9 protein-coding genes are annotated in these 24537 nt (G+C 66.5%); 7 read left to right on the top strand and 2 right to left on the bottom strand.

From position 1 onward, the window contains the following. Positions 1–145 precede the first annotated feature (145 nt). The 7 genes from FRZ44_RS11565 (at position 146) to FRZ44_RS11535 (ending at position 7209) form a co-directional block, all read left to right on the top strand. Entirely contained in the window at positions 146–1147 is a 1002-nt protein-coding gene (locus FRZ44_RS11565; RefSeq protein WP_151177332.1) for a cysteine synthase A, read from the top strand. A gap of 118 nt (positions 1148–1265) precedes the next feature. Next, on the top strand, positions 1266–1982 hold the full coding sequence (locus tag FRZ44_RS11560; RefSeq protein ID WP_151177331.1) for an alanyl-tRNA editing protein: 717 nt from the start codon (positions 1266–1268) through the stop codon (positions 1980–1982). Between the two features lie 160 nt (positions 1983–2142). Further along, positions 2143–3003: a 3-mercaptopyruvate sulfurtransferase gene (gene sseA / locus FRZ44_RS11555; protein ID WP_151177330.1), complete on the top strand. Its 861-nt coding sequence runs from the start codon at positions 2143–2145 to the stop codon at positions 3001–3003. A gap of 166 nt (positions 3004–3169) precedes the next feature. Further along, a complete protein-coding gene (locus FRZ44_RS27015; protein WP_191908544.1) occupies positions 3170–4153 on the top strand; it encodes a GNAT family acetyltransferase in 984 nt (327 codons plus the stop codon). After that, positions 4150–4488: a (2Fe-2S)-binding protein gene (locus FRZ44_RS11545; protein ID WP_151177329.1), complete on the top strand. Its 339-nt coding sequence runs from the start codon at positions 4150–4152 to the stop codon at positions 4486–4488. Before FRZ44_RS27015 ends, FRZ44_RS11545 begins: the two co-directional genes overlap by 4 nt. A 202-nt stretch (positions 4489–4690) precedes the next feature. Then, positions 4691–6079 (top strand): FAD/NAD(P)-dependent oxidoreductase, encoded by a 1389-nt coding sequence (locus tag FRZ44_RS11540; protein WP_151177328.1) that lies wholly within the window; start codon positions 4691–4693, stop codon positions 6077–6079. Next, entirely contained in the window at positions 6076–7209 is a 1134-nt protein-coding gene (locus FRZ44_RS11535) for an NAD(P)/FAD-dependent oxidoreductase (protein ID WP_191908543.1), read from the top strand. The genes FRZ44_RS11540 and FRZ44_RS11535 overlap by 4 nt, the downstream gene beginning before the upstream one ends. A 13-nt stretch (positions 7210–7222) precedes the next feature. Here the strand turns inward: FRZ44_RS11535 and FRZ44_RS11530 are convergent, their stop codons facing one another. Together FRZ44_RS11530 and FRZ44_RS11525 are read right to left on the bottom strand one after the other, a co-directional pair. Next, positions 7223–8806 (bottom strand): class I SAM-dependent methyltransferase, encoded by a 1584-nt coding sequence (locus FRZ44_RS11530; protein ID WP_151177326.1) that lies wholly within the window; start codon positions 8804–8806, stop codon positions 7223–7225. A gap of 223 nt (positions 8807–9029) precedes the next feature. Further along, complete coding sequence (locus FRZ44_RS11525) at positions 9030–23807, bottom strand: Calx-beta domain-containing protein (RefSeq protein ID WP_191908542.1); 14778 nt, start codon at positions 23805–23807, stop codon at positions 9030–9032. Between the last annotated feature and the right edge of the window lie 730 nt (positions 23808–24537).

Below are 24537 nucleotides of genomic sequence, written 5' to 3'. Positions count from 1 at the left end.
GGGGGTGAGATTTTTCTTTGAAATCCGGCACTCTACAAATCCACCCCCAGCCCCACGCGGCTTGATCCCGCCCCATGGGGTTCGCTAGTCTCGCCGGAGCGCGCTGGCGGACCGGTGCGAATCCTCAAACAACCCTTTGAAATTCATGGATATTCGACGCGATTTCATCGATGCGGTCGGAAACACGCCGCTGATCCGTCTGCGCAAGGCCTCCGCGCTCACCGGCTGCGAAATCCTGGGCAAGGCCGAGTTCCTCAATCCGGGCGGATCGGTCAAGGATCGCGCCGCACTGGCGATCGTGCTGGACGCGGTCGGGCGCGGCCAGCTGCGCCCCGGCGGCGTCATCGTCGAAGGCACGGCCGGCAATACCGGCATCGGGCTGGCGCTGGTCGGCAATGCACTGGGCTATCGCACCGTGATCGTGATCCCCGACACGCAGTCGCAGGAAAAGAAGGACATGCTGCGGCTGGCCGGCGCCGACCTGCGCGAGGTCCCGGCCGTGCCCTACAAGAACCCGGAGAACTACGTCCATGTCTCGGGCCGGCTGGCGAAGGAGATGGCGGCGAGCGAGCCGAACGGCGCCATCTGGGCCAACCAGTTCGACAACACCGCCAACCGCCTGGGCCATTACCGCACCACGGGACCAGAGATCTGGCGCCAGACGGACGGCAAGGTGGACGGTTTCATCTGCGCGGTCGGGACCGGCGGCACGCTCGCGGGGGTCGCCATGGCGCTCAAGGAGCGCAATCCCAGGATCAAGATCGGCCTCGCCGACCCGCTGGGCGCAGCTCTCTATCACTACTACAAGCATGGCGAGCTCAAGGCCGAGGGCAGCTCGATCACCGAAGGCATCGGCCAGGGTCGCGTCACCGAAAATCTGAAGGACATCACGATCGATGCGCCCTATCAGATCCCGGACGAGGAAGCGCTGCCGGTCGTGTTCGATCTGCTGAAGGAAGAAGGCCTCTGCCTCGGCGGGTCCAGCGGCATCAATGTCGCCGGCGCCATCCGCCTCGCCCGGGAGATGGGACCCGGCCATACCATCGTGACGGTGCTGTGCGATTCCGGCACGCGCTATCTGAGCAAGCTGTTCAACCCCGATTTCCTGCGCTCCAAGAACCTGCCGACGCCCGATTGGCTCATCTGAGGCGATCGAGGGACGGAACGCCCACTCCCTGTCATCGACGGACTTGATCCGGCGATCCAGGGCCGCCAAGACTGGATGCCCGGGTCAAGCCCGGGCATGACAGAGGACAGCGTCAACCATGACCCAGCTCGTCTTCCGCGACGATGCCTATATCCGGAGCTGCAAGGCGAAGGTTCTGGCCGCCGATGCCAATGGCGTGCTGCTGGACCGCACCGTGTTCTACCCGATGGGCGGCGGCCAGCCGGGCGACACCGGCCGCCTGCGGCTTGCCGGCGGCAGCGAGATCGCGGTCGTCGATGCCGTCAAGGGTGCCGCGTCCGACGAGGTCCTGCACAAGCTGGCGCCGGGCAGCGCGCTGCCCGAGGTCGGCAGCGAGGTCGAGGCCGTCATCGATTGGGACCGCCGCCACCGTCTCATGCGCATGCATACCTGCCTGCATTTGCTCTGCGCCGTCGTGATCGGCGACGTGACCGGGGGCTCGATCGGCGACGGCAAGGGACGGCTCGATTTCAATCTGCCCGAAGCGCCGGACCGCGCCGCGATCGAGACGGCGCTCAACAAGCTGATCGCCGAGGACCATCCGGTCCGGCCGCGCTGGATCACCGACGAGGAGCTCGCCGCCAAGCCGGAGCTGGTCCGCACCATGTCGGTCAAGCCGCCCAGCGGCCATGGCAAGGTGCGTCTGCTCGAGATCGAAGGCGTGGACCTCCAGCCCTGCGGCGGAACGCATATCGCGCGCACCGGCGAGATCGGACCCATCCTGGTCGGCAAGATCGAGAACAAGGGCAAGCAGAACCGCCGCATCAACCTGGCCTTCGCGGACAGGACCGCATGAGCGCCCCCCTTGTTTTGTCATCGCCGGACTTGATCCGGCGATCCAGTCTTTGCGTCGAGCGAGGCATTGGTGTTCAGCGCGTCCCCGGCCCCCTGGATCGCCGGATCAAGTCCGGCGATGACAGAAGGGCAGCGGGAGAGAGGACAATGAGATATCGCCCATGACCGTTACCGCTTACGCCAATCCGGACAGTCTCGTCAGCACCGCCTGGCTCGCCGAGCGTCTCGCCTCGCCCGACATCCGCGTGGTCGACGCGACCTATTACCTTCCCGTGCAGGGCAAGAACGCGCGTGCCGAGTATGAGGCGCGCCATATCCCCGGCGCCGTCTTCTTCGATATCGACGAGATCGCCGACACCTCGGTCCCGCTGCCTCATATGCTGCCCTCGCCCGAGAAGTTCTCCTCGCGCATGCGCAAGCTGGGATTGGGCGACGGCAACAAGATCGTGATCTATGACGCCCATGGTATGATGAGCGCCGCCCGCGTCTGGTGGACCTTCCGCGCCTTCGGTCATCGCGATGTCGCGATCCTGGACGGCGGCCTGCCGAAATGGATCGCCGAGGGCCGACCCGTCGACGACGCCCTGCCCCACCCGCGCGAACGGCATCTGACCGCGCGCTTCAACAATTTTCTGGTCCGCGACAAGGAGCAGGTTCGCGCCAATATCGCCAGCAAGCGCGAGCAGCTGGTCGATGCGCGCAGCGCCACGCGCTTCCAGGGCGCGGAGCCCGAACCCTGGCCCGGCCGGCGCTCCGGCCACATCCCCGGCAGCTTCAACGTTCCCTATACCGACCTGCTCGATCCCGCGAACAAGACGTTCCTGCCGGCCGATCGCATCCGCACACGCTTCCAGCAGGCGGGCGTCGATCTCGGCAAGCCCGTCATCTGCAGCTGCGGCTCCGGCATCACGGCCTGCGTGCTGGCCTTCGCGCTGCATCTGGTCGGCGACGAGAATGTCGCGGTCTATGACGGCTCCTGGAGCGAGTGGGGCCTGCCGGGCGATACGCCGGTGGAGCCTTAAAGGAAAGAGCGATCCCCTCTCCCGCTTCCCTTCTGTCATCGCCGGACTTGATCCGGCGATCCAGGGGAGCAGGGACGCGCTGAACGCCGACGCCTCGCTCGGGGCAAAGACTGGATCGCCGGATCAAGTCCGGCGATGACAAAATAAGGAGAGGCGCGTCAACACCATGCATATCCGCGTCTATCGCGACGAGGACTTCGGCGCCGTCGTCGCCCTCTGGAAGGATTGCGGGCTCGACCACGCGCCCAACGATCCGGCCCTCGACATCCCGATCCTGCGCGCCAGCAAGCATGGCGAGTTGTTCCTGGCCTTCGAGGGCGAGCTGCTGCTGGGCTCGATCATGATCGGCCATGACGGGCATCGCGCCTGGATCTATCGTCTGGCGGTGCGCCCGGACCGGCGCCATCGGAAGATCGGACGCGCCCTGGTGAATCACGCCGAGGGCTGGGCCGCGATGCGGGGATTGCGCAAGATCCAGCTCATGATCCGCGAGACCAACCCCGACGTGCAGGCATTCTATGAGAGGCTCGGCTATGAGGTGAGCCCGCGCACGGTGATGGCGCGCTGGCTCGGCCCCGAGGATCGCGAAAAAGCGGAGAAGATCGAGGTCGTCGTCAACCTGCTCGAGATGACCCAGCGCCCCGCACGCCAGCCGATGCCGACGCCCGAAGGCAAGATCGCGATCCTGCGCGCCGAGAAGATGCCGGTGCGCTTCTTCCGCTATCTCTATGCCGGCGTCGGCGATCCCTGGTTCTGGTATTACCGCCGCTACCTCAGCGATGCGGAGATCGCGGGAATCATCCATGATCCGCGCATCGAGATCTATGTGCTCTATATCGACGGCTGTCCCGCCGGCTATGTCGAGATCGACCGCCGGCATGAGGGCGAGGTCACCATCAACCATCTGGGCCTGATGGCGGAGCATATCGGCAAGGGACTGGGCCCCTATCTGCTGATCTTCGCCATCGACACGGCCTGGCAGAGCAACCCGACCCGGGTCCTGATCGAGACCTGCACGCTCGATCATCCGAGCGCCCTGCCGCTCTACCAGAAGGCCGGCTTCCATCCGATCGGGCAGCGCACCGAATTCATCGACGACCCGCGCCTGAGCGGCCATGTGCCCTCCCATCTGGAGCCGCGCTTGCCATGAGCGAAAGCCAGTTCCTCCGCCTCGCCGAGACCGGCCGGGCGCAACTGGTCTATGAGCTCGATGGTGAGCCGGCGACGGCGCTGGCCGGCGACACGGTGATGACGGCGATCCTGACCCGGCGCGGCCATCTCCGTCAGTCGGAGTTCGGCGACGGCCCGCGGGCCGGCTTCTGCCTGATGGGCGCCTGCCAGGATTGCTGGGTCACCCTGGGCGACGGCCGGCGCGTCCGCGCCTGCTCGACCTTGATCAGCGCAGGCCTGGTGGTCCGCACGACGCCTGCGCCGCTGGTGCCCGCGAGCGAGACCACGGCCCCTTCTCCTATAGCCAACAAATGATTCCCTTGCGGCAAGCTCGCATCGGCACCCCTCCCCCTACCCCCTCCCGCAGGGGGAGGGGGCGCGATCTACAAATATCAATCTCGCGTGCTTCTCGGGTGAAGCTAAGGAGGCGGAGAAAAAAAATTCCCCGCCCCCTCCCCCTGCGGGAGGGGGTAGGGGGAGGGGGCTTGCGGTCTCGTCGCGATCGCATGGAAAAATCATGACCGCGGGTCGCATGGTCATCGTCGGCGCCGGCCCCGCCGGTACGCGTGCCGCCCTGACATTGGCGCGCTACGGGCTCAAGCCGACGATCCTGGATGAGGCCCCGCGCAATGGCGGCCAGATCTATCGCCGCCCGCCGCTGGAAGGCGAGTTTTGCCGCAGCGCCCAGGCGCTTTACGGCTTCGAGGCAGCGAAGGCGCGGCGCCTCCATCGCGATTTCGATCGTAACTCGGACGCCTTCGATCACCGGCCCGAGACGCTGGTCTGGGAAATCGAGCCCGGCCGTCTTCAAGGCTATCGCTATGCCGATCGGCATCGCTTCAGCCTGGATTGGGAATCGCTGATCCTGGCGACTGGCGCCACCGACCGCATCATTCCCGTTCCCGGCTGGACCAAGCCCGGCGTCTACAGTCTGGGCGGCGCCCAGGTCGCGCTCAAATATCAGGGATGCGCGATCGGCCGGCGCGTCGTGTTCCTCGGCAGCGGCCCCCTGCTCTATCTGGTGGCCTATCAATACGCCAAGGCCGGCGGCGAGGTGGCGGCGGTGCTCGACACCGCCCCCTGGGCTGCCAAGCGCCATGCCGCGCCTGGCCTCCTTCGCGCCCCCGGGCTCTTCGCCAAGGGCCTCTGGTACCTGGCCTGGCTCAAGGCGCGGCGTATCCGGATCGTCCATGACGTGCGGCCGATCGAGATCATGGGCCAGGATCGCATTTCCAATATCGGCTTCGATACGCCCGCGGGCAGCGATTCCATCGGCTGCGACGCGCTGGCCCTGGGCTGGGGACTGCGTTCCGAGATCCAGCTGGCGGAGCTGGCGGGCTGCCGGCTCGGCTTCGATCCGCTCAATCGCCAATGGCTCCCGGAGCGCGATGCGGACGGCCGCGCCGCCGGTCCGAAGCATGTCTATCTCGCCGGCGACGGCGCCGGGATCGCGGGCGCCGATGCCGCGGAAACTGCAGGCGAGCTCGCAGCCTTGGCGCTGCTGGCCGACCGCGGTACCGCGATCGATCGCAACCGGCAGGCGCTCCTGCGCCGGCGTCTGGCCGGATTCCGGGCCGCCCGCGCGGCGCTCGAGACCGCCTTTCCCTACCCCCACGCCCTCGCCGCCGCCTTGCCCAACAATGCCGTCCTCTGCCGCTGCGAGAACGTCACAGCCGGCGAGCTGCGCGCCACGGCCCGGATCGACGCCACCGAGCTCAATCGCGCCAAGGCCTATTGCCGCGTCGGCATGGGCCGTTGCCAGGGCCGCGTCTGCGGACCGGCGGCGGCGGAGATCCTGGCGGCCGCACTCGGCAAGCCGGTCGAGGCGGTCGGGCGCTTCCGGGCCCAGCCGCCGGTGAAGCCCCTCCCGCTCGAGCCGCTCGCCGAAGCGGAGCCGGCGCCGTGACCGGCACGCCCCTCCAGGCCGATGCGATCGTCATCGGCGGCGGCATCGTCGGCGGCTCGGCCGCGCTCTATCTGCGCAAGCGCGGGCTCCAGGTCGTTCTGTTCGAGCGCGACCGGGTGGGCATGCGGGCGAGCGGCGTCAATTTCGGCGGGGTGCGCCAGCAAGGCCGCGACCTGCGCGAGATTCCGCTCTCGCATCTGGCGCGGCGCATCTGGGCCGACCTGCCCGAGCATGTCGGCATCGACGGCGAGCGCATGTTCGGCGGCCATCTGCGGCTCGCCCGCAGCGAGGCCGACATGGCGGTGCTGGAGCGCTATCGCGCGGATGCGGGTGCGCTGGGGCTTCCGCTCGAGCTCATGGGCCGCAATGCCCTGGTGGCACGCTTTCCCTGGGTCGGCCCGCAGGTGGTCGGAGGGTCGCTCTGCGCCAGCGACGGCCACGCCAATCCGCGCCTGGTCGGGCCTGCCTTCGCACTGGCGGCCCGCGTGGCCGGCGCCCGGGTCGAGGAGCAGGCCGAGATCCGCACCGTCGAGGCCACGGGCGACGGCTTCCGGGTCACTCTCGCCGATGGGCGCACCGCCCGGGCCGGCATCCTGGTGAACGCCGCCGGGGCCTGGGCGGGACAATTGGCGGCGCAGCTGGGCGAACCGGTCGAGCTGGCGCCGATGATCCCGCAGGTGCTCGTCACCGAGCCGGCCCCCTATGGCATCGTGCCGGTGCTGGGGGTCGTGGGCGGCGCGCTCTATCTGCGCCAGATCCCACGCGGCAACGTCATCTTCGGCTCGGTCGACCGGCCCGCCGGCCCCGACTTCCTGACCAGCCGCCCGACGGCCGCCGCCAACATCGATGCCGCCCGCATCGCGCTCTCGATCGTCCCGGGCCTGAAGCCGCTCGCCATCATCCGCAGCTGGACCGGCGTCGACGGCTATCTGGGCGACGGCTCGCCGGTAATCGGGCCCAGCAGCCGGCATGCCGGGCTGTTCCACGCCTTCGGCTTCTGCGGCCATGGGTTCCAGCTCGGGCCCGCGGCGGGCTGGGTCATCGCCGAGCTGGCGACGGGAGCCGCCCCCAGCGCGCCCCTGACCGGGCTCGGCATCGAACGCCTGCTGGCGAGGACGGCGCAGGCCTAGCCCGCGGCGGGCGTCAATGGCAAGTGGCGATTCCGGTGCGCACCAGTTGCGGCAGGATATCGTCGATCAGATGGGCCGCATGCTCCTTGGCGATGCGTCGCATCCCCTCTTCCGGCGTTTCGGCGGAGCCTTGAACCGCCTTCGGCCGGAGATTGCGGGCGGTGAACTGCTCCCGGATCGCATCCTCGAGCTTCTCGCGCGGCAGGACCTTGCCTTGCCCGGCATTGGCGAAGACATCGAGCGCGATCGCCTCCGCGGGCTCTATCGCGACGCCATTGCCCAGTACCGCGCTGGCAAGATATCGACGCGTCTTGGTCTCCACCGCCTTGGCGAGCAGGGCCCGATTGACCGGCGACGGGATGTTGTAGCGCGAGGGATGGGCCGGCATCGCCGCCGGCAGGAAGGGCTGCGCCGCCGGCATCAGATGGCCGCAGGCCGCCATGACATGGAGGGTGCGGTCGATCTCGCCGGCGAGTTTCGCTTCCGTGCGGATGCGGGCGACCAGGTCCCCGACCGGCAGGGATCCTTCCATGAGGATGCGGCGCACGACCGGATAGGTACCTTTGTCGAAGCTGATCTCGCCGCGCGGCAGCTTCGCGGTGACGTCGGCATCCGTGAGGGCGCGCGCCGGCGCCAGATGCAGCCCCCGCATGGTCTGCAGGATTGCCGTTCCGTTGAGGCGGGCATGGCCGCGCACGAACACGTCGCGGCGGAAACGCTGCGCCATCAGGAAATCCAGCAGCAGCTGGCGCAGCCGGTCGGTCGGCTGCTCGCGCAGCATCTTGGCCGCGGCGTCCCCCACCACCAGGTCCGTGTGATTCTCGATCAGCGTGGCGGCACCGCAATAAGTGAGCTTGGCCTCCGCCATGGCGTCGGCGATGTCGGAGGAATAGAAGCAGTGCCAGGCGCCGTTGAGATATTCATGCACCAGATAGGCGGGCGCCTTGTCGCCCAGCGTATCCAGATGCCGCACGGCAGCTTCGTTCTGGAGATGATAGGCCGACTTCAGCTCGACCAGGGATTTGGCCTGGGCCAGGGACCGCGTCATGCGGTCCGTCACCGGGCCGGACAGCTCCTGCGAAAACTCGTAGAACAGCTTCTGGTTGGGCGCCGACGAGGCCCAGCCCGGCATGGCGTTGTAGCTGAGATAGGCGAGCCCGCCCGGCTTCAGGAAGCGCTTCAGCGCGCCGCGGATCGCGCGCTGCACCTCGGGCGAGACCCAGGACAGGATGCCGTGCAGGCCGATGAAGTCGCAGGGCGGGACATCGCCTTCCGCCAGCTCGTCGAAGCCCTTCTCGAGGAAGGTCGCGTTGGCGATGCCGGCATCGCGGGCGAAGATCCGCGCATGGTCGATATGGGCTGGATTGAAGTCGACGCCGTAAAACTGCGCCTTGGGAAAACAGGCCGCCAGCACATTGGTGCTCTGCCCCAGCCCGCAGCCCAACTCGAGATAGGTGAAGGCCCCGTCGATCGGCCGCGGATGGCAGCCATTGAGCGCGGCCACATAGTTCATCCAGGCCGGCGACAGCTCCCGATAGAATCCGTCGGTATAGAGCTGGTCGGTGATGTAGCCATGGCTCCAATCGTCAGGCTGCATGCGAGGCACCTTCCGGGGCGCTGAGGGACAAGGATCCTAACGAAGGATTGCTAACCGGGGGTAAGGATGCTGCCAGAAGACGCCGGAAGACGGCAGGCCCATTTGGCCCTCGCCGCCCCTCCCGGGTCCCCGAAAAGCAAGGGCGGGAAGACCTTTCGGCCTTCCCGCCCTTTTCCGTCCGGCCCGGCGACGGATGTCGCCGGGCTGTTCGTCGAACCGCCGTCTAGGAATGGGTGACGTTCGCGGTGCCGCTCACCAGCACATACCCGTCCTCGTTCGTCCCGGCCTCGGTGCCGGAGGTGACATGGACGTAGAGGGTATAGCCGGCCGGGATGCCGGTAGCGCCCGGTGCGCTCAGCCAATGATCGTTCGCACCGGTATTGACGAGATTGACGGTGTCGCCGGCATCGGCGTCGACACGCAGAGCCTTGGTCAAGTCGTAGGTCGTGCCCGCGCCGCCCGACTGGCCGCCCGGATCCGCGGTGCCCGTGGTGCCCATATCGACCAGGTCGTTGATGTTCAGCGACAAGGTCTGGTTGCCCGAAGCACCGGAGGCTGCGTTCTGGAGTGAAATGGTCTCGATGCCCTTGAAGTGACCATTCAGACCAGCCGCGGTCAGATCGATCGAACTACCGAAGAGCAGCACGTCACCATGGTTGCCGTCTGTCAGCAGATTGTTGCTGACGTTGGTGCCCCCATCGACGCTGTCGAGCGAGTCTCCGAAGATGACATCGTCTCCGGTGCCGCCATTCAGAGTATCGGCGCCGGCACCGCCGATCAGGGTGTCGTTGCCGCCGCCGCCGGCCAGATTGTCGTTGCCGCTGCCGCCGTCGAGGTAGTTGGCCGCGTTGTTGCCGGTGAAGTTGTCGTTACCGCTGCCGCCGATCAGACCTTCGATGCCGAAGAGCTGGTCGGCCGAGCCGCCCGAGGCCGTCGCGTTCCCGCTGCCATCGAGCGTAATGGTGACGCCGGTCCCCAGGTCCGAGAAGTCGGCGATATCGAATCCGGTCCCACCCTGGAGCGAGTCCGTGTCGGCCCCACCCTGGAGCAGATCGTCGCCATTGCCGCCATCCAGGCTGTCGTTCCCATTGCCGCCGATCAGCAGGTCGTTGCCGTCGCCGCCCTCGAGCGTGTCGTTGTTATCGCCGCCGACGAGCACGTCATTGCCCTCGTAACCGAGGAGGTGATCTTTGCTGCCGTCGCCAACGAGGATGTTGTCGAGACCGTTGCCTCCGAAGCTCGACTTATTGGTCGTATCGACCGCGACCGTCGCCGTGTCGCTGAACGCCGTCGACGTGCCGGTGTAACCGAAGCTGCTGATGCTGGTGTCGATCACCACGTTGCCAGCTGTCAGAGAAGCTCCTGCTCCGACCGCCGTGATCGAGATCACGTCGCCGTCGCGATCGCTGTCGTTCCACAGCAACCACTTGCTGTCGACCGTGAAGGTCGAGGGATTGCCATCAGCAATCATCAGGTTGTCATCCCGCACGATCGGTGCGCTGTTGGAAGGCGTTACGTTGATCGTGATCGTGTTGCCGGCCTCGTCTCCGTCGCCGTCATGCAGCGTGTAGGAGAAAGCTTCCGGGACCGGGCTCGTGAGCACGCTGGAGATCGCGAAGGTGTAGGCGCCCGTGAGCATGTTAAGCGACATCGTGCCTTCGTTGGTCGAGAAGGTCAGCACCCCGCCCACGAAGGTGAAGGCCCGCGCCGTCCCGGTATTCACCACCGCGTTGGTGCCGTTGAAGGTGTAGATCGAGCCGTTATAGGTGAAGACCTTCACATAGGCGCCGTCCGCGCCCGTGGCGCTGCCATTGTCGGTCGTGACATTGCCGGTCACCGTGTTCTGCGCGGCATTCGTCAGGGTCTGGGCCAACTGACCCAGATCCGTCACGGCCTGGCCGTTGCTGTCGCTACCCACCGCGCCGTTCCAGGCGACGGGGTTGAGGTTGGTGACATTGATGCCCGAGCCGATGCCGATGGCGAAGGCGTTGATGTGGTTGGTGTTCAGGAAGGACGTCCAGACATTCTCTTCCGTCGCCTGGATGCCATTGCCCTGGTCGCCCAGCACCGGCCAGGACGACGAAGCCGTCGGATCGCCATCCGACACGAAGTAGACCACGTTCTGGACCGACGGGGTGGCGAGCTTGCCGCTGTCGGTAAACGACGTCATCGCCTGCTGCAGCGCCGCGTCGTAGTTCGTGCTGCCCCCGGCCGAGACGGTCGCCATGAAGGTCTTGGCCTGGTCGAGTGTCAGCCAGACGCTGCCCTGGTCCGTAGCACTGCCGGAGAACAGCACGATCTGCACCTTCACGCTGCCGAGGCTGCCATACTGCTCGAACAGCTCGTTGATGGCCGCCTTCGAAGCCTGCAGACGATCGAGACCCTGGAGACCGCTGTCATCCGTCATCGAGCCCGAGATATCGAGCACGATCATCAGATTGGTGTCGACCGAACCGGCCGCCGCCACCGTCTTGCTCTCGGCGTTCGCGATCGGAGCGTCGTCGCCGATCGTCACCGCGAGGGTGCCGTTCGCCGTGTCGCCGCCAAGATTGTCCTTGATCGTGTAGCTGAAGGTCAGCTTCAGATCGTCGGTATGGCCGCTCTGGTTCGCATCCGGATGGTCGATGGCACCCAGCTGCTCGAACTTGTAGGCACCGGTCGTGACGTTGGTGATGTCGAGTTTCGCCACCGTCTCGCCGTTATGCACGCCGCCGCTGACCGTGCCGATCAGGGTCAAGCCGCTGTTCTGCGACACCCAGACGACCGGCTGGCCGCCGGAAGTGAGATTGGGATGGGCCGGATCGCCGCCCTCCGGATCCGCGATCGTGACGGTGGTGTTCCACACGAACGGCGCGGACGCCGCCTGGCCATCGCCGCCGAAGGTGTAGGTCAGGTTGCCGGTGGCGATCTCGTCGTTGGTGCCCGCCGCCGTGCCGGCCGCAAAGCTGCCGACCGCCTCGACACCGTCTTCCAGGATCGAGACCGTGTCGTTGGCCCCGACCGGGATGTTCTTGTCGTTGTCGATGATCAGCGTGCCCGCCGTGCCCTGGTTGGTCACGATGGTGCCGCCGGTCGGGTTGGAGATCCGCACCGCGTAATCTTCCGTGCCCTCCACGATCGTGTCGTCGATCGTCTTGACCGCCACCGTCTGGGCCGTCTGGCCCGAGGTGAAGGTCAGGACCGTGGTGAGCGCCGTGTAGTCGCTGCCCGAGGTGGCATCCGGCGTGCCGCCATTGATGCCGGCACCCGCGGTGACCGTGACCGTCGCGGTCTGGCCGGCGCCGATGGTGGCGCCGGTGTAGCTCACCGTGTAGCTGGCGTCGGAGCCCTCATTGACCTGGGTGACGCCCGTGATGGACCACTGCAGGTTCGACGCATCGTTGTCGACGATGTTCGTGGTGGTCGTCGGGGCCGTGATCGAGCCCGAGCTCTGGCCCGAGATCTTCACCTCATAGTCCTCGGTACCCTCGAGGATCGTGTCCTGGGTCGTGTGGACCGACACCGTCTGGGCCGTCTGGCCCGAGGTGAAGGTCAGGACCTGGTTGATCGAGGTGTAGTCGGCCCCCGCCGTCGCATCCGAGGCGCCGCCGGCATTGGTGCCGGTCGCGACCGTGATGGTAGCCGTCTGGCCGGCACCAATGGTGGCGCCGGTGTAGCTCACCGTGTAGGTGCCGTCGGCACCTTCGGTCAGCTGTGTCGTGCCGGTGATCGACCAGTTCAGCTTCGTGGCATCGTCGTCGACGATGTTGGTCGTGGTCGTCGGCTGGGTGATCGAGCCCGAGCTCTGGCCCGAGATCTGGACCTGATAATCCTCGGTCCCCTCGACAATCGTGTCCTGGGTCGTGTGGACCGACACGGTCTGGGCCGTCTGGCCTGAAGTGAAGGTCAGAACCTGGTTGATCGAGGTGTAGTCGGTTCCCGCCGTCGCGTCGGATTCACCGCCAGTGGCGACACCCGTTGCGACCGTGATGGTGGCCGTCTGGCCAACGCCCAAGCTCGCACCGGTGTAGCTCACCGTGTAGGTGCCGTCGGCGCCTTCGGTCAGCTGTGTCGTCCCCGTGATCGACCAATTCAGCTTCGTGGCATCGTCGTCGACGATGTTGGTCGTGGTCGTCGGTTGGGTGATGGTGCCCGAGCTCTGGCCCGAGATCTGGACCTGGTAGTCCTCCGTCCCCTCGACGATCGTATCCTGGGTCGTGTGGACCGAGACCGTCTGGGCCGTCTGGCCCGAGGTGAAGGTCAGAACCTGGTTGATCGAGGTGTAATCCGCACCCGCCGTGGCATCGGAGGCACCGCTGGCAGCGACACCGGTTGCGACCGTGATGGTAGCCGTCTGGCCAACGCCCAAGCTCGCACCGGTGTAGCTCACCGTGTAGGTGCCGTCGGCGCCTTCGGTCAGCTGTGTCGTCCCCGTGATCGACCAATTCAGCTTCGTGGCATCGTCGTCGACGATGTTGGTCGTGGTCGTCGGTTGGGTGATGGTGCCCGAGCTCTGGCCCGAGATCTGGACCTGGTAGTCCTCGGTGCCCTCGACGATCGTGTCCTGCGTCGTGTGGACCGCGACCGTCTGCGCCGTCTGGCCGGCCGTGAAGGTCAGGACCTGGTTGATCGAGGTATAATCCGTCCCCGCCGAGGCGTCGGATTCACCGCCGGTGGCGACACCCGTGGCAACCGTGATGGTCGCCGTCTGGCCAGCACCGAGCGTCGCGCCCGTGTAGCTCACCGTGTAGGTACCGTCGGCGCCTTCGGTCAGCTGGGTCGTCCCCGTGACCGACCAGGTCAGCTTCGTCGCGTCGTCATCGACGATGTTGGTCGTCGCCGTCGGCTGGGCGATGGTGCCCGAGCTCTGACCCGAGATCTGGACCTGGTAGTCCTCGGTGCCCTCGACGACCGTATCCTGCGTCGTATGGACCGCGACCGTCTGCGCCGTCTGGCCGGCCGTGAAGGTCAGGACCTGTGTCAGCGAGGTGTAGTCGGCCCCCGCCGTCGCGTCGGACGTGAGGTTGCCGGTCGCATCGCCGGTGGCGACCGTGATGGTCGCGGTCTGGCCAGCACCGAGCGTCGCGCCCGTGTAGCTCACCGTGTAGGTACCGTCGGCGCCTTCGGTCAGCTGGGTCGTCCCCGTGACCGACCAGGTCAGCTTCGTCGCGTCGTCATCGACGATGTTGGTCGTCGCCGTCGGCTGGGCGATGGTGCCCGAGCTCTGACCCGAGATCTGAACCTGGTAGTCCTCGGTGCCCTCGACGATCGTGTCCTGCGTCGTATGGACCGCGACCGTCTGCGCCGTCTGGCCCGCCGTGAAGGTCAGGACCTGCGTCAGCGAGGTGTAGTCGGCCCCCGCCGTCGCATCGGACGTGAGGTTGCCGGTCGCATCGCCGGTGGCGACCGTGATCGTCGCGGTCTGGCCAGCACCGAGCGTCGCGCCCGTGTAGCTCACCGTGTAGGTGCCGTCGGCACCCTCGGCCAGCTGGGTGGTGCCCGTGATCGACCAGGTCAGCTTCGTCGCGTCGTCATCGACGATGTTGGTCGTGGTGGTCGGCTGGACGATGGTGCCCGAGCTCTGGCCCGAGATCTGGACCTGGTAGTCCTCGGTGCCCTCGACGACCGTATCCTGCGTCGTATGGACCGCGACCGTCTGCGCCGTCTGGCCCGACGTGAAGGTCAGGACCTGCGTCAGCGAGGTGTAGTCCGTCCCCGCCGTCGCGTCGGAGGTGAGATTGCCAGTCGCATCGCCGGTGGCGACGGTGATCGTCGCCGTCTGGCCGACGCCCAGGGTCGCACCCGTGTAGCTCACCGTGTAGGTGCCGTCGGCACCTTCGGCCAGCTGCGTCGTCCCCGTGACCGACCAGGTCAGCTTCGTCGCATCGTCATCGACGATGTTGGTCGTGGTCGTGGGCTGGGTGATGGTGCCCGAGCTCTGGCCCGAGATCTGGACCTGATAGTCCTCGGTACCCTCGACGACCGTATCTTGGGTCGTATGGACCACGACGGTCTGCGCCGTCTGGCCCGAGGTGAAGGTGAGGACCTGGGTCAGCGAGGTGTAGTCCGTCCCTGCTGTCGCGTCGGAGGTGAGATTGCCAGTCGCATCGCCGGTGGCGACGGTAATCGTCGCCGTCTGGCCGACACCCAGGGTGGCGCCCGTGTAGGAAACCGTATAGGTGCCGTCGGCACCTTCGGCCAGCTGCGTCGTCCCCGCGATCGACCAGGTCAGCTTCGTGGCATCGTCATCGACGATGTTGGTTGTGGTCGTGGGCTGCGTGATGGTTCCCGAGCTCTGGCCCGAGATCTTCACTTCGTAATCTTCTGTCCCTTCGACGATCGTGTCCTGGGTGGTATGGACCACGACGGTCTGCGCCGTCTGACCCGAGGTGAAGGTCAGGACCTGCGTCAGCGAGGTGTAGTCCGTCCCTGCCGTCGCATCGGACGTGAGGTTGCCGGTCGCATCGCCAGTGGCGACCGTGATGGTGGCCGTCTGGCCGGCGCCCAGGGTGGCGCCCGTGTAGCTCACCGTGTAGGTGCCGTCGGCACCTTCGGTCAGTTGGGTCGTGCCCGTGATCGACCAGTGCAGGCCGCCAGCATCGTTGTCGATGATGTTGGTCGTGGTCGTCGGCTGAACGATCGAGCCCGAGCTCTGGCCCGAGATCTGGACCTGGTAGTCCTCGGTGCCCTCGACGATCGTGTCGTCGGTGGTATGGACCGAGACCGTCTGTGAGTTCGGCCCGCCGCCGGTGAAGGTCAGAACCTGCGTCAGCGAGGTGTAGTCGGCACCCGCCGTCGCGTCGGAGGTGCCATTGCCGATCGCATCGCCTGTGGCGACCGTGATCGTTGCCGTCTGGCCGAGGTCGAGCGTGGCCCCGCTGTAGGAGACCGTGTAGGTGCCGTCCTGGCCTTCGGTCAGCTGGGTCGTGCCCGTCACCGACCATTGCAGGTTCGTGGCGTCGTTATCGACGATGTTGGTCGTCGTCGTCGGCTGGACGATCGAGCCCGAGCTCTGGCCCGAGATCTGGACCTGGTAGTCCTCGGTGCCCTCGACGATCGTGTCGTCGGTGGTGTGGACCGACACGGTCTGCGAGTTCGGACCGCCGCCGGTGAAGGTCAGGACCTGCGTCAGCGAGGTGTAGTCCGCCCCCGCCGTCGCATCCGGGGCACCGCTGGCGGCGACACCGGTCGCGACCGTGATGGTCGCCGTCTGGCCGAGGTCGAGCGTGGCACCGCTGTAGGAGACAGTGTAGGTGCCGTCCTGACCTTCGGTCAGCTGCGTCGTCCCCGTGACCGACCACTGCAGGTTTGTCGCATCGTCATCGACGATGTTGGTCGTCGTCGTCGGCTGGACGATCGAGCCCGAGCTCTGGCCCGAGATCTGGACCTGGTAGTCCTCGGTGCCCTCGACGATCGTGTCGTCGGTGGTGTGGACCGACACGGTCTGCGAGTTCGGACCGCCGCCGGTGAAGGTCAGGACCTGCGTCAGCGAGGTGTAGTCCGCCCCCGCCGTCGCATCCGGCGCCCCCAGGGCGGCCGTGCCCGTCGCGACCGTGATGGTCGCCGTCTGGCCGAGGTCGAGCGTGGCACCGCTGTAGGAGACAGTGTAGGTGCCGTCCTGGCCTTCGGTCAGCTGGGTCGTGCCCGTCACCGACCATTGCAGGTTCGTGGCGTCGTTATCGACGATGTTGGTCGTCGTCGTCGGCTGGACGATCGAGCCCGAGCTCTGGCCCGAGATCTGGACCTGGTAGTCCTCGGTGCCCTCGACGATGGTGTCGTCGGTGGTGTGGACCGACACGGTCTGCGAGTTCGGACCGCCGCCGGTGAAGGTCAGGACCTGCGTCAACGAGGTGTAATCGGCACCCGCCGTCGCATCCGGCGCCCCCAGGGCGGCCGTGCCCGTCGCGACCGTGATGGTCGCCGTCTGGCCGACATCCAGGGTCGCACCGCTGTAGCTCACCGTGTAGGTGCCGTCCTGGCCTTCGGTCAGCTGGGTCGTCCCCGTGACCGACCATTGCAGGTTCGTCGCGTCGTTATCGACGATGTTGGTCGTCGTCGTCGGCTGGACGATCGAGCCCGAGCTCTGGCCCGAGATCTGGACCTGGTAGTCCTCGGTGCCCTCGACGATCGTGTCGTCGGTGGTGTGGACCGAGACCGTCTGCGAGTTCGGACCGCCGCCGGTGAAGGTCAGGACCTGCGTCAACGAAGTGTAGTCGGCACCCGCCGTCGCATCCGGCGCCCCCAGGGCGGCCGTGCCCGTCGCGACCGTGATGGTCGCCGTCTGGCCGACATCCAGGGTCGCACCGCTGTAGCTCACCGTGTAGGTGCCGTCCTGGCCTTCGGTCAGCTGGGTCGTCCCCGTGACCGACCATTGCAGGTTCGTCGCGTCGTTATCGACGATGTTGGTCGTCGTCGTCGGCTGGACGATCGAGCCCGAGCTCTGGCCCGAGATCTGGACCTGGTAGTCCTCGGTGCCCTCGACGATGGTGTCGTCGGTGGTGTGGACCGACACGGTCTGCGAGTTCGGACCGCCGCCGGTGAAGGTCAGGACCTGCGTCAACGAGGTGTAATCGGCACCCGCCGTCGCATCCGGCGCCCCCAGGGCGGCCGCGCCGGTCGCGACCGTAATGGTCGCCGTCTGGCCGAGGTCGAGCGTGGCACCGCTGTAGGAGACAGTGTAGGTGCCGTCCTGACCTTCGGTCAGCTGGGTCGTCCCCGTGACCGACCATTGCAGGTTCGTGGCGTCGTTATCGACGATGTTGGTCGTCGTCGTCGGCTGGACGATCGAGCCCGAGCTCTGGCCCGAGATCTGGACCTGGTAGTCCTCGGTGCCCTCGACGATCGTGTCGTCGGTGGTGTGGACCGAGACCGTCTGCGAGTTCGGACCGCCGCCGGTGAAGGTCAGGACCTGCGTCAACGAAGTGTAGTCGGCACCCGCCGTCGCATCCGGCGCCCCCAGGGCGGCCGTGCCCGTCGCGACCGTGATGGTCGCCGTCTGGCCGACATCCAGGGTCGCACCGCTGTAGCTCACCGTGTAGGTGCCGTCCTGACCTTCGGTCAGCTGCGTCGTCCCCGTGACCGACCACTGCAGGTTCGTCGCGTCGTTATCGACGATGTCGGTCGTCGTGGTCGCGTGCGTGATCGTGCCCGAGCTCTGGCCCGAGATCTTGACTTCGTAGTCTTCCGTTCCTTCGACGATCGTGTCCTGGGTCGTATGGACCGCGATCGTCTGCGCCGTCTGGCCCGACGTGAAGGTCAGAACCTGATTGACCGAGGTGTAATCCACGCCTGCGGTCGCATCCGGATTGCCGGTCCCGTTGCCGCCGGTCGCGACCGTGATGGTCGCCGTCTGGCCGGCGCCGAGGGTGGCTCCGCTATAGGAGACCGTGTAGGTCCCGTCGGCGCCTTCGGTCAGCTGCGTCGTGCCCGTGATCGACCATTGCAGGCCGTTCGCGTCGTTGTCGACGATGTCGGTCGCCGTCGTGGGATGGGCGATCGAGCCCGTGCTCTGGCCCGTGATCCTGACTTCGTAGTCCTCGGTGCCCTCGACCGCCGTGTCGTCGGTCGTTTGAACCGAGACGGTCTGAGCCGTCTGGCCGGCCGTGAAGGTCAGGACCTGGCTGATCGAGGTGTAGTCCACACCCGCCGTCGCGTCCGACGCGCCGCCGCTATTGTTGCCGGTCAGAACCGTGATGGTCGCGGTCTGGCCGTTCTCGAGCGTGCCGCCGGTGTAGCTGACGGTGTAGGTGCCCCCCTGGCCTTCGGTCAGCTGCGTCGTGCCGGTGATATGCCACTGCAACACGACCGGTTCGTCGATGATGTTGGTCGTGGCCGTCGGCTGGAGGATGGTGCCGGCGCTCTGGCCCGAGATCTGGACCTGGTAGTCTTCGAACCCTTCGTTCGCGGTGTCGTCGAGGGTGTGGACCGAGACGGTCTGCGCGGTCTGGCCCGCGGTGAAAGTCAGGACGGTTGAGATCGAGCTGTAGTCGACGCCGGCCGTCGCGTCCGGCGTGGCGTTGCCGGTGGCATTGCCTGTGGCGACGGTGATCGTGGCCGTCTGGCCGTTCTCTAGCGTGCCGCCGGTGTAGCTCACCGTGTAGGTGCCATCGGAGCCTTCGAACAGCTGCGTCGTGCCCGTGACCGACCATTGCAGGGCCGCGCCCGTGTCATTGTCGACGATATTGGTCGTCGTCGTGGGATGGACGATTCCGCCCGTGCTCTGGCCCGTGATCCTGACTTCGTAGTCTTCGGTGCCCTCGATCGCCGTATCGTCGATCGTGTGGACCGAGACCGTCTGGGCGGTCTGACCCGCCGTGAAGGTCAGAATTGTCGAGATCGAGCTGTAGTCGGTGTTCGCCGTGGCGTCCGGCGCGCCGCCGCTGTTGTTCCCGGTCAGAACCGTGATGGTCGCGGTCTGGCCGTTCTCCAGCGTGCCGCCGGTGTAGCTGACGGTGTAGGTCCCGTCCTGACCTTCGGTCAGCTGCGTCGTGCCGGTGATATGCCACTGAACCGTAACGGGCTCGTCGATGATGTTCGTCGTGGTCGTCGGCTGGGTGATCGTCCCGGCGCTCTGGCCCGAGATCTGGACCTGGTAGTCCTCGAACCCTTCGTTCGCGGTGTCGTCGAGGGTGTGAACCGAGACGGTCTGAGCGGTCTGACCGGCCGTGAAGGTCAGGACGGTCGAGATCGAGCTGTAGTCGACGCCGGCCGTCGCGTCCGGCGTGGCGTTGCCGGTGGCATTGCCTGTGGCGACGGTGATCGTGGCCGTCTGGCCGTTCTCCAGCGTCGCGCCCGTATAGGAAACCGTGTAGGTGCCGTCGGAACCCTCGAACAGTTGCGTCGTGCCCGTCACCTGCCACTGCAGGGCGGCGCCACTGTCGCCGTCGATGATGTCGGTCGCCGCCGTCGGCTTCACGATGTTGCCGGCGCTCTGGCCCGAGATCTGAACCTGATAGTCCTCGGTTCCCTCGATCGCCGTGTCGTCGGTGGTATGGACCGAGACGGTCTGGGCGGTCTGGCCCGCCGTGAAGGTCAGGACCGTCGAGATCGAGGTGTAGTCGCTGCCAGCCGTCGCATCCGGATTGCCGCCGGTGTTGTTGCCGGTCGCCACCGTAATGGTGGCCGTCTGGCCGTTCTCCAGCGTGCCGCCGCTGTAGCTCACCGTGTAGGTCGCGTCGGAGCCTTCATTGACCACCGACTGCCCGTCGACACGCCACTGCAGGGCGGCGCCGCTGTCGCCGTCGATGATGTCGGTCGCCGCCGTCGGCTTCACGATGTTGCCGGCGCTCTGGCCCGAGATCTGAACCTGATAGTCCTCGGTCCCCTCGATCGCCGTGTCGTCGGTGGTATGGACCGAGACGGTCTGCGCCGTCTGGCCCGCCGTGAACGTCAGGACCGTCGAGATCGACGTGTAATCGCTGCCGGCCGTCGCGTCCGGATTGCCGCCGGCATTGTTGCCGGTCGCGACCGTGACCGTCGCCGTCTGGCCGTTCTCCAGCGTGCCGCCGCTATAGCTCACCGTGTAGGTCGCGTCGGAGCCTTCATTGACCACCGACTGCCCGTCGACGCGCCATTGCAGGGCGGCGCCGGTGTCGCCGTCGACGATGTCGGTCGCCGCCGTCGGCTGAACGATCGTGCCGGCGCTCTGGCCCGAGATCTGGACCTGGTAGTCCTCGGTCCCTTCGATCGCAGTGTCGTCGGTGGTATGGACCGAGACCGTCTGGGCCGTCTGGCCCGCGGTGAAGGTCAGAACGGTCGAGATCGAGGTGTAGTCGCTGCCGGCCGTCGCATCGGGATTGCCGCCGGCATTGTTGCCGGTTGCGACCGTGATGGTCGCCGTCTGGCCGTTCTCGAGCGTGCCCCCCGTGAAGGAAACGGTGTAGACCCCGTCCTGGCCCTCGGTGACCTGCGAGCTGCCGGTCACCGACCATTGCAGCGCCGCACCGCTGTCATTGTCGATGATGTCGGTGGTGACCGTCGCGAGGCCGAACGAGCCGATGGACGGATTCGTCAAATGGACCTGGTAATCCTCAGTCCCTTCGACCGCGGTGTCGTCGACCGTATGGACCGAGACGGTCTGGGCCGTCTGGCCCGCCGTGAAGGTGAGGACCGTGGTCAGCGAGGTGTAATCCGTATCGGCCGTCGCATCCGGGTTGCCGCCGGACTGGTCGCCGCTCAGCACCGTGATGGTCGCGGTCTGCCCGTTCTCCAGCGTCGCGCCCGTATAGCTGACGGTGTAGGTCGCGTCGGAACCCTCGGGAACCTCGGTCGTCCCGGTGATGTGCCATTGCAGGCTGAGGCCGGTATCGCCGTCGATGATGTCGGTCGCCGCGGTCGGTTGGACGATCGTGCCGGCGCTCTGGCCCGAGATCTGGACCTGGTAGTCCTCCGTGCCTTCGATGGCCGTGTCGTCGACCGTCTGGACCGAGATGGTCTGCGCCGTCTGGCCCGCCGTGAAAGTGAGGACCGTGGTCAGCGAGGTGTAATCGGTATCGGCCGTCGCATCCGGATTGCCGCCGCCATTGTTGCCGGTCGCCACGGTAATGGTCGCGGTCTGGCCGTTCTCGAGCGTGCCGCCGGTGTAACTGACGGTATAGGTCGCGCTGTCGCCTTCCTGGACGATCGACTGGCCGTCGACGCGCCATTGCAGCGCCGCCCCGGAATCGCCGTCGATGATATCAGTCGCCGCTGTCGGCTGAACGATCGAGCCGGCGCTCGGATTCGAAATCTGGACCTGGTAGTCCTCGGTGCCCTCGATCGCCGTGTCGTCGACGGTCGCGACCGAAATGGTCTGCGCCGTCTGGCCCGCCGTGAAGGTCAGGACCGTGGTCAGCGAGGTGTAATCCGTATCGGCTGTCGCGTCCGGATTGCCACCGCCATTGTTACCGGTCGCGACCGTGATGGTCGCCGTCTGGCCGTTTTCGAGCGTGCCGCCCGTATAGCTGACGGTGTAGGTCGCGCTGTCGCCTTCCTGCACGATCGACTGGCCGTCGACCCGCCATTGCAGCGCCGCACCCGAATCGCCGTCGATGATATCCGTCGCCGCGGTCGGCTGAACGATCGTGCCGGCGCTCTGACCCGAGATCTGGACCTGATAATCCTCGGTCCCCTCGATCGCCGTATCGTCGACCGTCGCGACCGAAACGGTCTGCGCGGTCTGGCCCGCCGTGAAGGTCAGAACGGTAGAGAGCGAGGTGTAATCCGTATCGGCCGTCGCATCCGGATTGCCGCCGGCGTTGTTGCCGGTCGCGACCGTGATGGTCGCCGTCTGGCCGTTCTCGAGCGTGCCGCCGGTGTAGCTGACGGTATAGGTCGCGCTGTCGCCTTCCTGGACGATCGACTGGCCGTCGACGCGCCATTGCAGCGCCGCGCCCGTGTCGCCGTCGATGATGTCGGTCGTGACCGTCGGCTGGACGACATTGCCGGCACTCGGATTTGAGATCTGGACCTGATAGTCCTCGGTGCCTTCAATCGCCGTGTCGTCGACCGTCGCAACCGAAACGGTCTGCGCGGTCTGGCCCGCCGTGAAGGTCAGCACCGTCGTCAGCGAGCTGTAATCCGTATCGGCCGTCGCATCGGGATTGCCGCCGGCCGCGGTGCCCGTCGCCACCGTGATGGTCGCGCTCTGGCCGTTCTCGATGGTCGCGCCGGTGTAGCTCACCGTGTAGACCGCGCTGTCGCCCTCGGTCACTTCCGTCGTGCCCGTGATCGACCATTGCGGCGAGGCGCCGGCATCGACGATGTCGGTCGTCGCCGTGGGGTTGCCCACCAGGCCGATGGTCGGGTTGGTGATCTCGACCGAGTAGTCCTCGGTGCCCTCGATCGCCGTGTCGGTGTCGGCATGGACCGTCAGGGTCTGCGCCGTGGCGCCGCCGCCCACGAAGGTCAGAACCGTGTCGTCGCGCGTGTCGAAGTCCGTGCCTTCGGTCGCCGTGCCGCTGTGCGTCTCGATCGTGATGAAGGCGGTCTGGCCCGGCGCCAGAACGGCGCCGTTATACGAAACCGTGTAGACCGCGTTGTCGCCTTCCGCCACCGAGCTGTCGCCCTGGATGTTCCAGAACGGCCCCGTGGTCTCGTCGACGATGTCCGTGTCCTGGGTCGGATCCACGATCGTGCCGTGGCTCTGGCCCGACAGATTGACCGAGTAGTCCTCGGTGCCCTCGACGATCGTGTCGCCGAAGATCTCGACCGACACGGTCTGGAAGGTCGCCCCGCCGCCGGTGAAGGTCAGGACCGTGCTCAGAGGGCCGTAATCCGCCCCGCTGGTCGCATCCGGATATTGCGGCTGGTGGCCGTCGCCCGTCGACACCGTGATCGTGGCGCTCTGGCCCGGCGCCAAGGTGCCGCCGGTGTAGGTGACCGTGTAATAGGCGGTCGAACCCTCGTTGCCTTCCGAGATCGCCTCGCGCAGGAACTCCTGGTTGTTCCCCTTCTGGCCGAAGAACGGCTCATGCACCAGCGTGGAGCCTTCGATGTGCCACTGCAGCAGCGCGCGTTCGTCGGGGTTGTTGTCGAGCTTGTCGAGCGGGCCGGTCAAAGGCTCCGGCACGCCATAGGACAGCGCCGTCGGCCCGATCGGGCCCTGGTCGTGCAGGCCGTTCAGCAGGCCCAGCCCCTCGCCCGGACGGAACGAAGCGCCCTGGTTCGCAGCACCGGTGCCGGCCTGGGGGCCGCCGGCAGCCGTCTGCAGCAGATCCTCCAGGGTCGTGCCCGCCAGCGCCAGCACGTCCGGCGCCGTCATATGCTCGCCGCCCTGCACGATGATGTCCGGCGCGTTACCGGCCTCTTCGGCTGCGACGAAACCGACCAGCAGGTAGATATGCCCGTCGGGAAGCTTGATCTCGAGATCGCCGCCGACGATCTGGATCTGCGCATCGGCCAGCTGCTGCGGGTCGATCGGCAGGTCGATCGGCTGACCGGCGCTCACATGGATGATGGTGACGTTGTCGCCCGACGGCGGCGTCGCCGGCGGATTGCCCGAGGTCTCCGCGACCTGCGTCTCGCCGACCGCACCGTTGGACACCGGGCCGTGGGGCTCCGATCCATTGGCTGTCGCGCCGTTGGGCATCGACTCGTTGGCCGACGCCGCCGAATTCACCGGCCCCGACTCCGCGGGGCTGACGGCGCCCTCGTGCGAAACGGTCGAAGACGAAGACGTCGAAGTAGCGCCGGATGAACCGGCGCCGCCTGTCGGCTGGGCCACGTGAGTCTCCTAATGATCCCCTATCGCCAGCCCCGCTCGGCCGTGACGCTCCCACGAGCGTCTTTTTCGTTCTCGGACGGGACCCACTTCGGGTGTTTAACGCGGCCATATATATGAGCGAAAATTAAGGCGAATGCTACAGGTTTTATTGAATTAACAGGGTATTGTAATTAACCATCGCAGTATAAGTAATGATTTTTAGCTATTTCTGTTGTCATTTATCATTGGTGTTTCTTTGGTTTTTATATGACGTTAACTCTCTATTTATCTAGATTTACAGCGACTACTGCCCTTCCCCGGGCCCGAGCATTTGTTGGTTGACCACATAATTGCCACTCGACAACACACCCCTGTGTGTCCGGGTAGTAACCGTTTGATGTGGAATTGATTCGCCCCGGGCGCGCCGAACCGCCGCAGCCGATGGGCATTTCATTTTCTCCGGACCGGATCCAGCTCACCGATGGCCGGGTCAGCGCCCCAAAGAAGAAGGGCGGGAAGACCTTTCGGCCTGCCCGCCCCTTTCCGTCAGGGCCCGGCGACGGATGTCGCC

Origin of the sequence: Hypericibacter terrae (genome assembly GCF_008728855.1) — a bacterium.
GTDB lineage: Bacteria > Pseudomonadota > Alphaproteobacteria > Dongiales > Dongiaceae > Hypericibacter > Hypericibacter terrae.
The sequence above is the reverse complement of the archived record's forward strand: the minus strand, read 5'-3'. Positions and strand labels throughout refer to the sequence as shown.

What these genes read in the sequence shown, in the direction of transcription:
- FRZ44_RS11565 (WP_151177332.1), top strand. Translation starts at nt 146, where the DNA reads ATGGATATTCGACGCGATTTCATCGATGCGGTCGGAAACACGCCGCTG.
- FRZ44_RS11560 (WP_151177331.1), top strand. Translation starts at nt 1,266, where the DNA reads ATGACCCAGCTCGTCTTCCGCGACGATGCCTATATCCGGAGCTGCAAG.
- sseA (WP_151177330.1), top strand. Translation starts at nt 2,143, where the DNA reads ATGACCGTTACCGCTTACGCCAATCCGGACAGTCTCGTCAGCACCGCC.
- FRZ44_RS27015 (WP_191908544.1), top strand. Translation starts at nt 3,170, where the DNA reads ATGCATATCCGCGTCTATCGCGACGAGGACTTCGGCGCCGTCGTCGCC.
- FRZ44_RS11545 (WP_151177329.1), top strand. Translation starts at nt 4,150, where the DNA reads ATGAGCGAAAGCCAGTTCCTCCGCCTCGCCGAGACCGGCCGGGCGCAA.
- FRZ44_RS11540 (WP_151177328.1), top strand. Translation starts at nt 4,691, where the DNA reads ATGACCGCGGGTCGCATGGTCATCGTCGGCGCCGGCCCCGCCGGTACG.
- FRZ44_RS11530 (WP_151177326.1), bottom strand. Translation starts at nt 8,806, where the DNA reads ATGCAGCCTGACGATTGGAGCCATGGCTACATCACCGACCAGCTCTAT.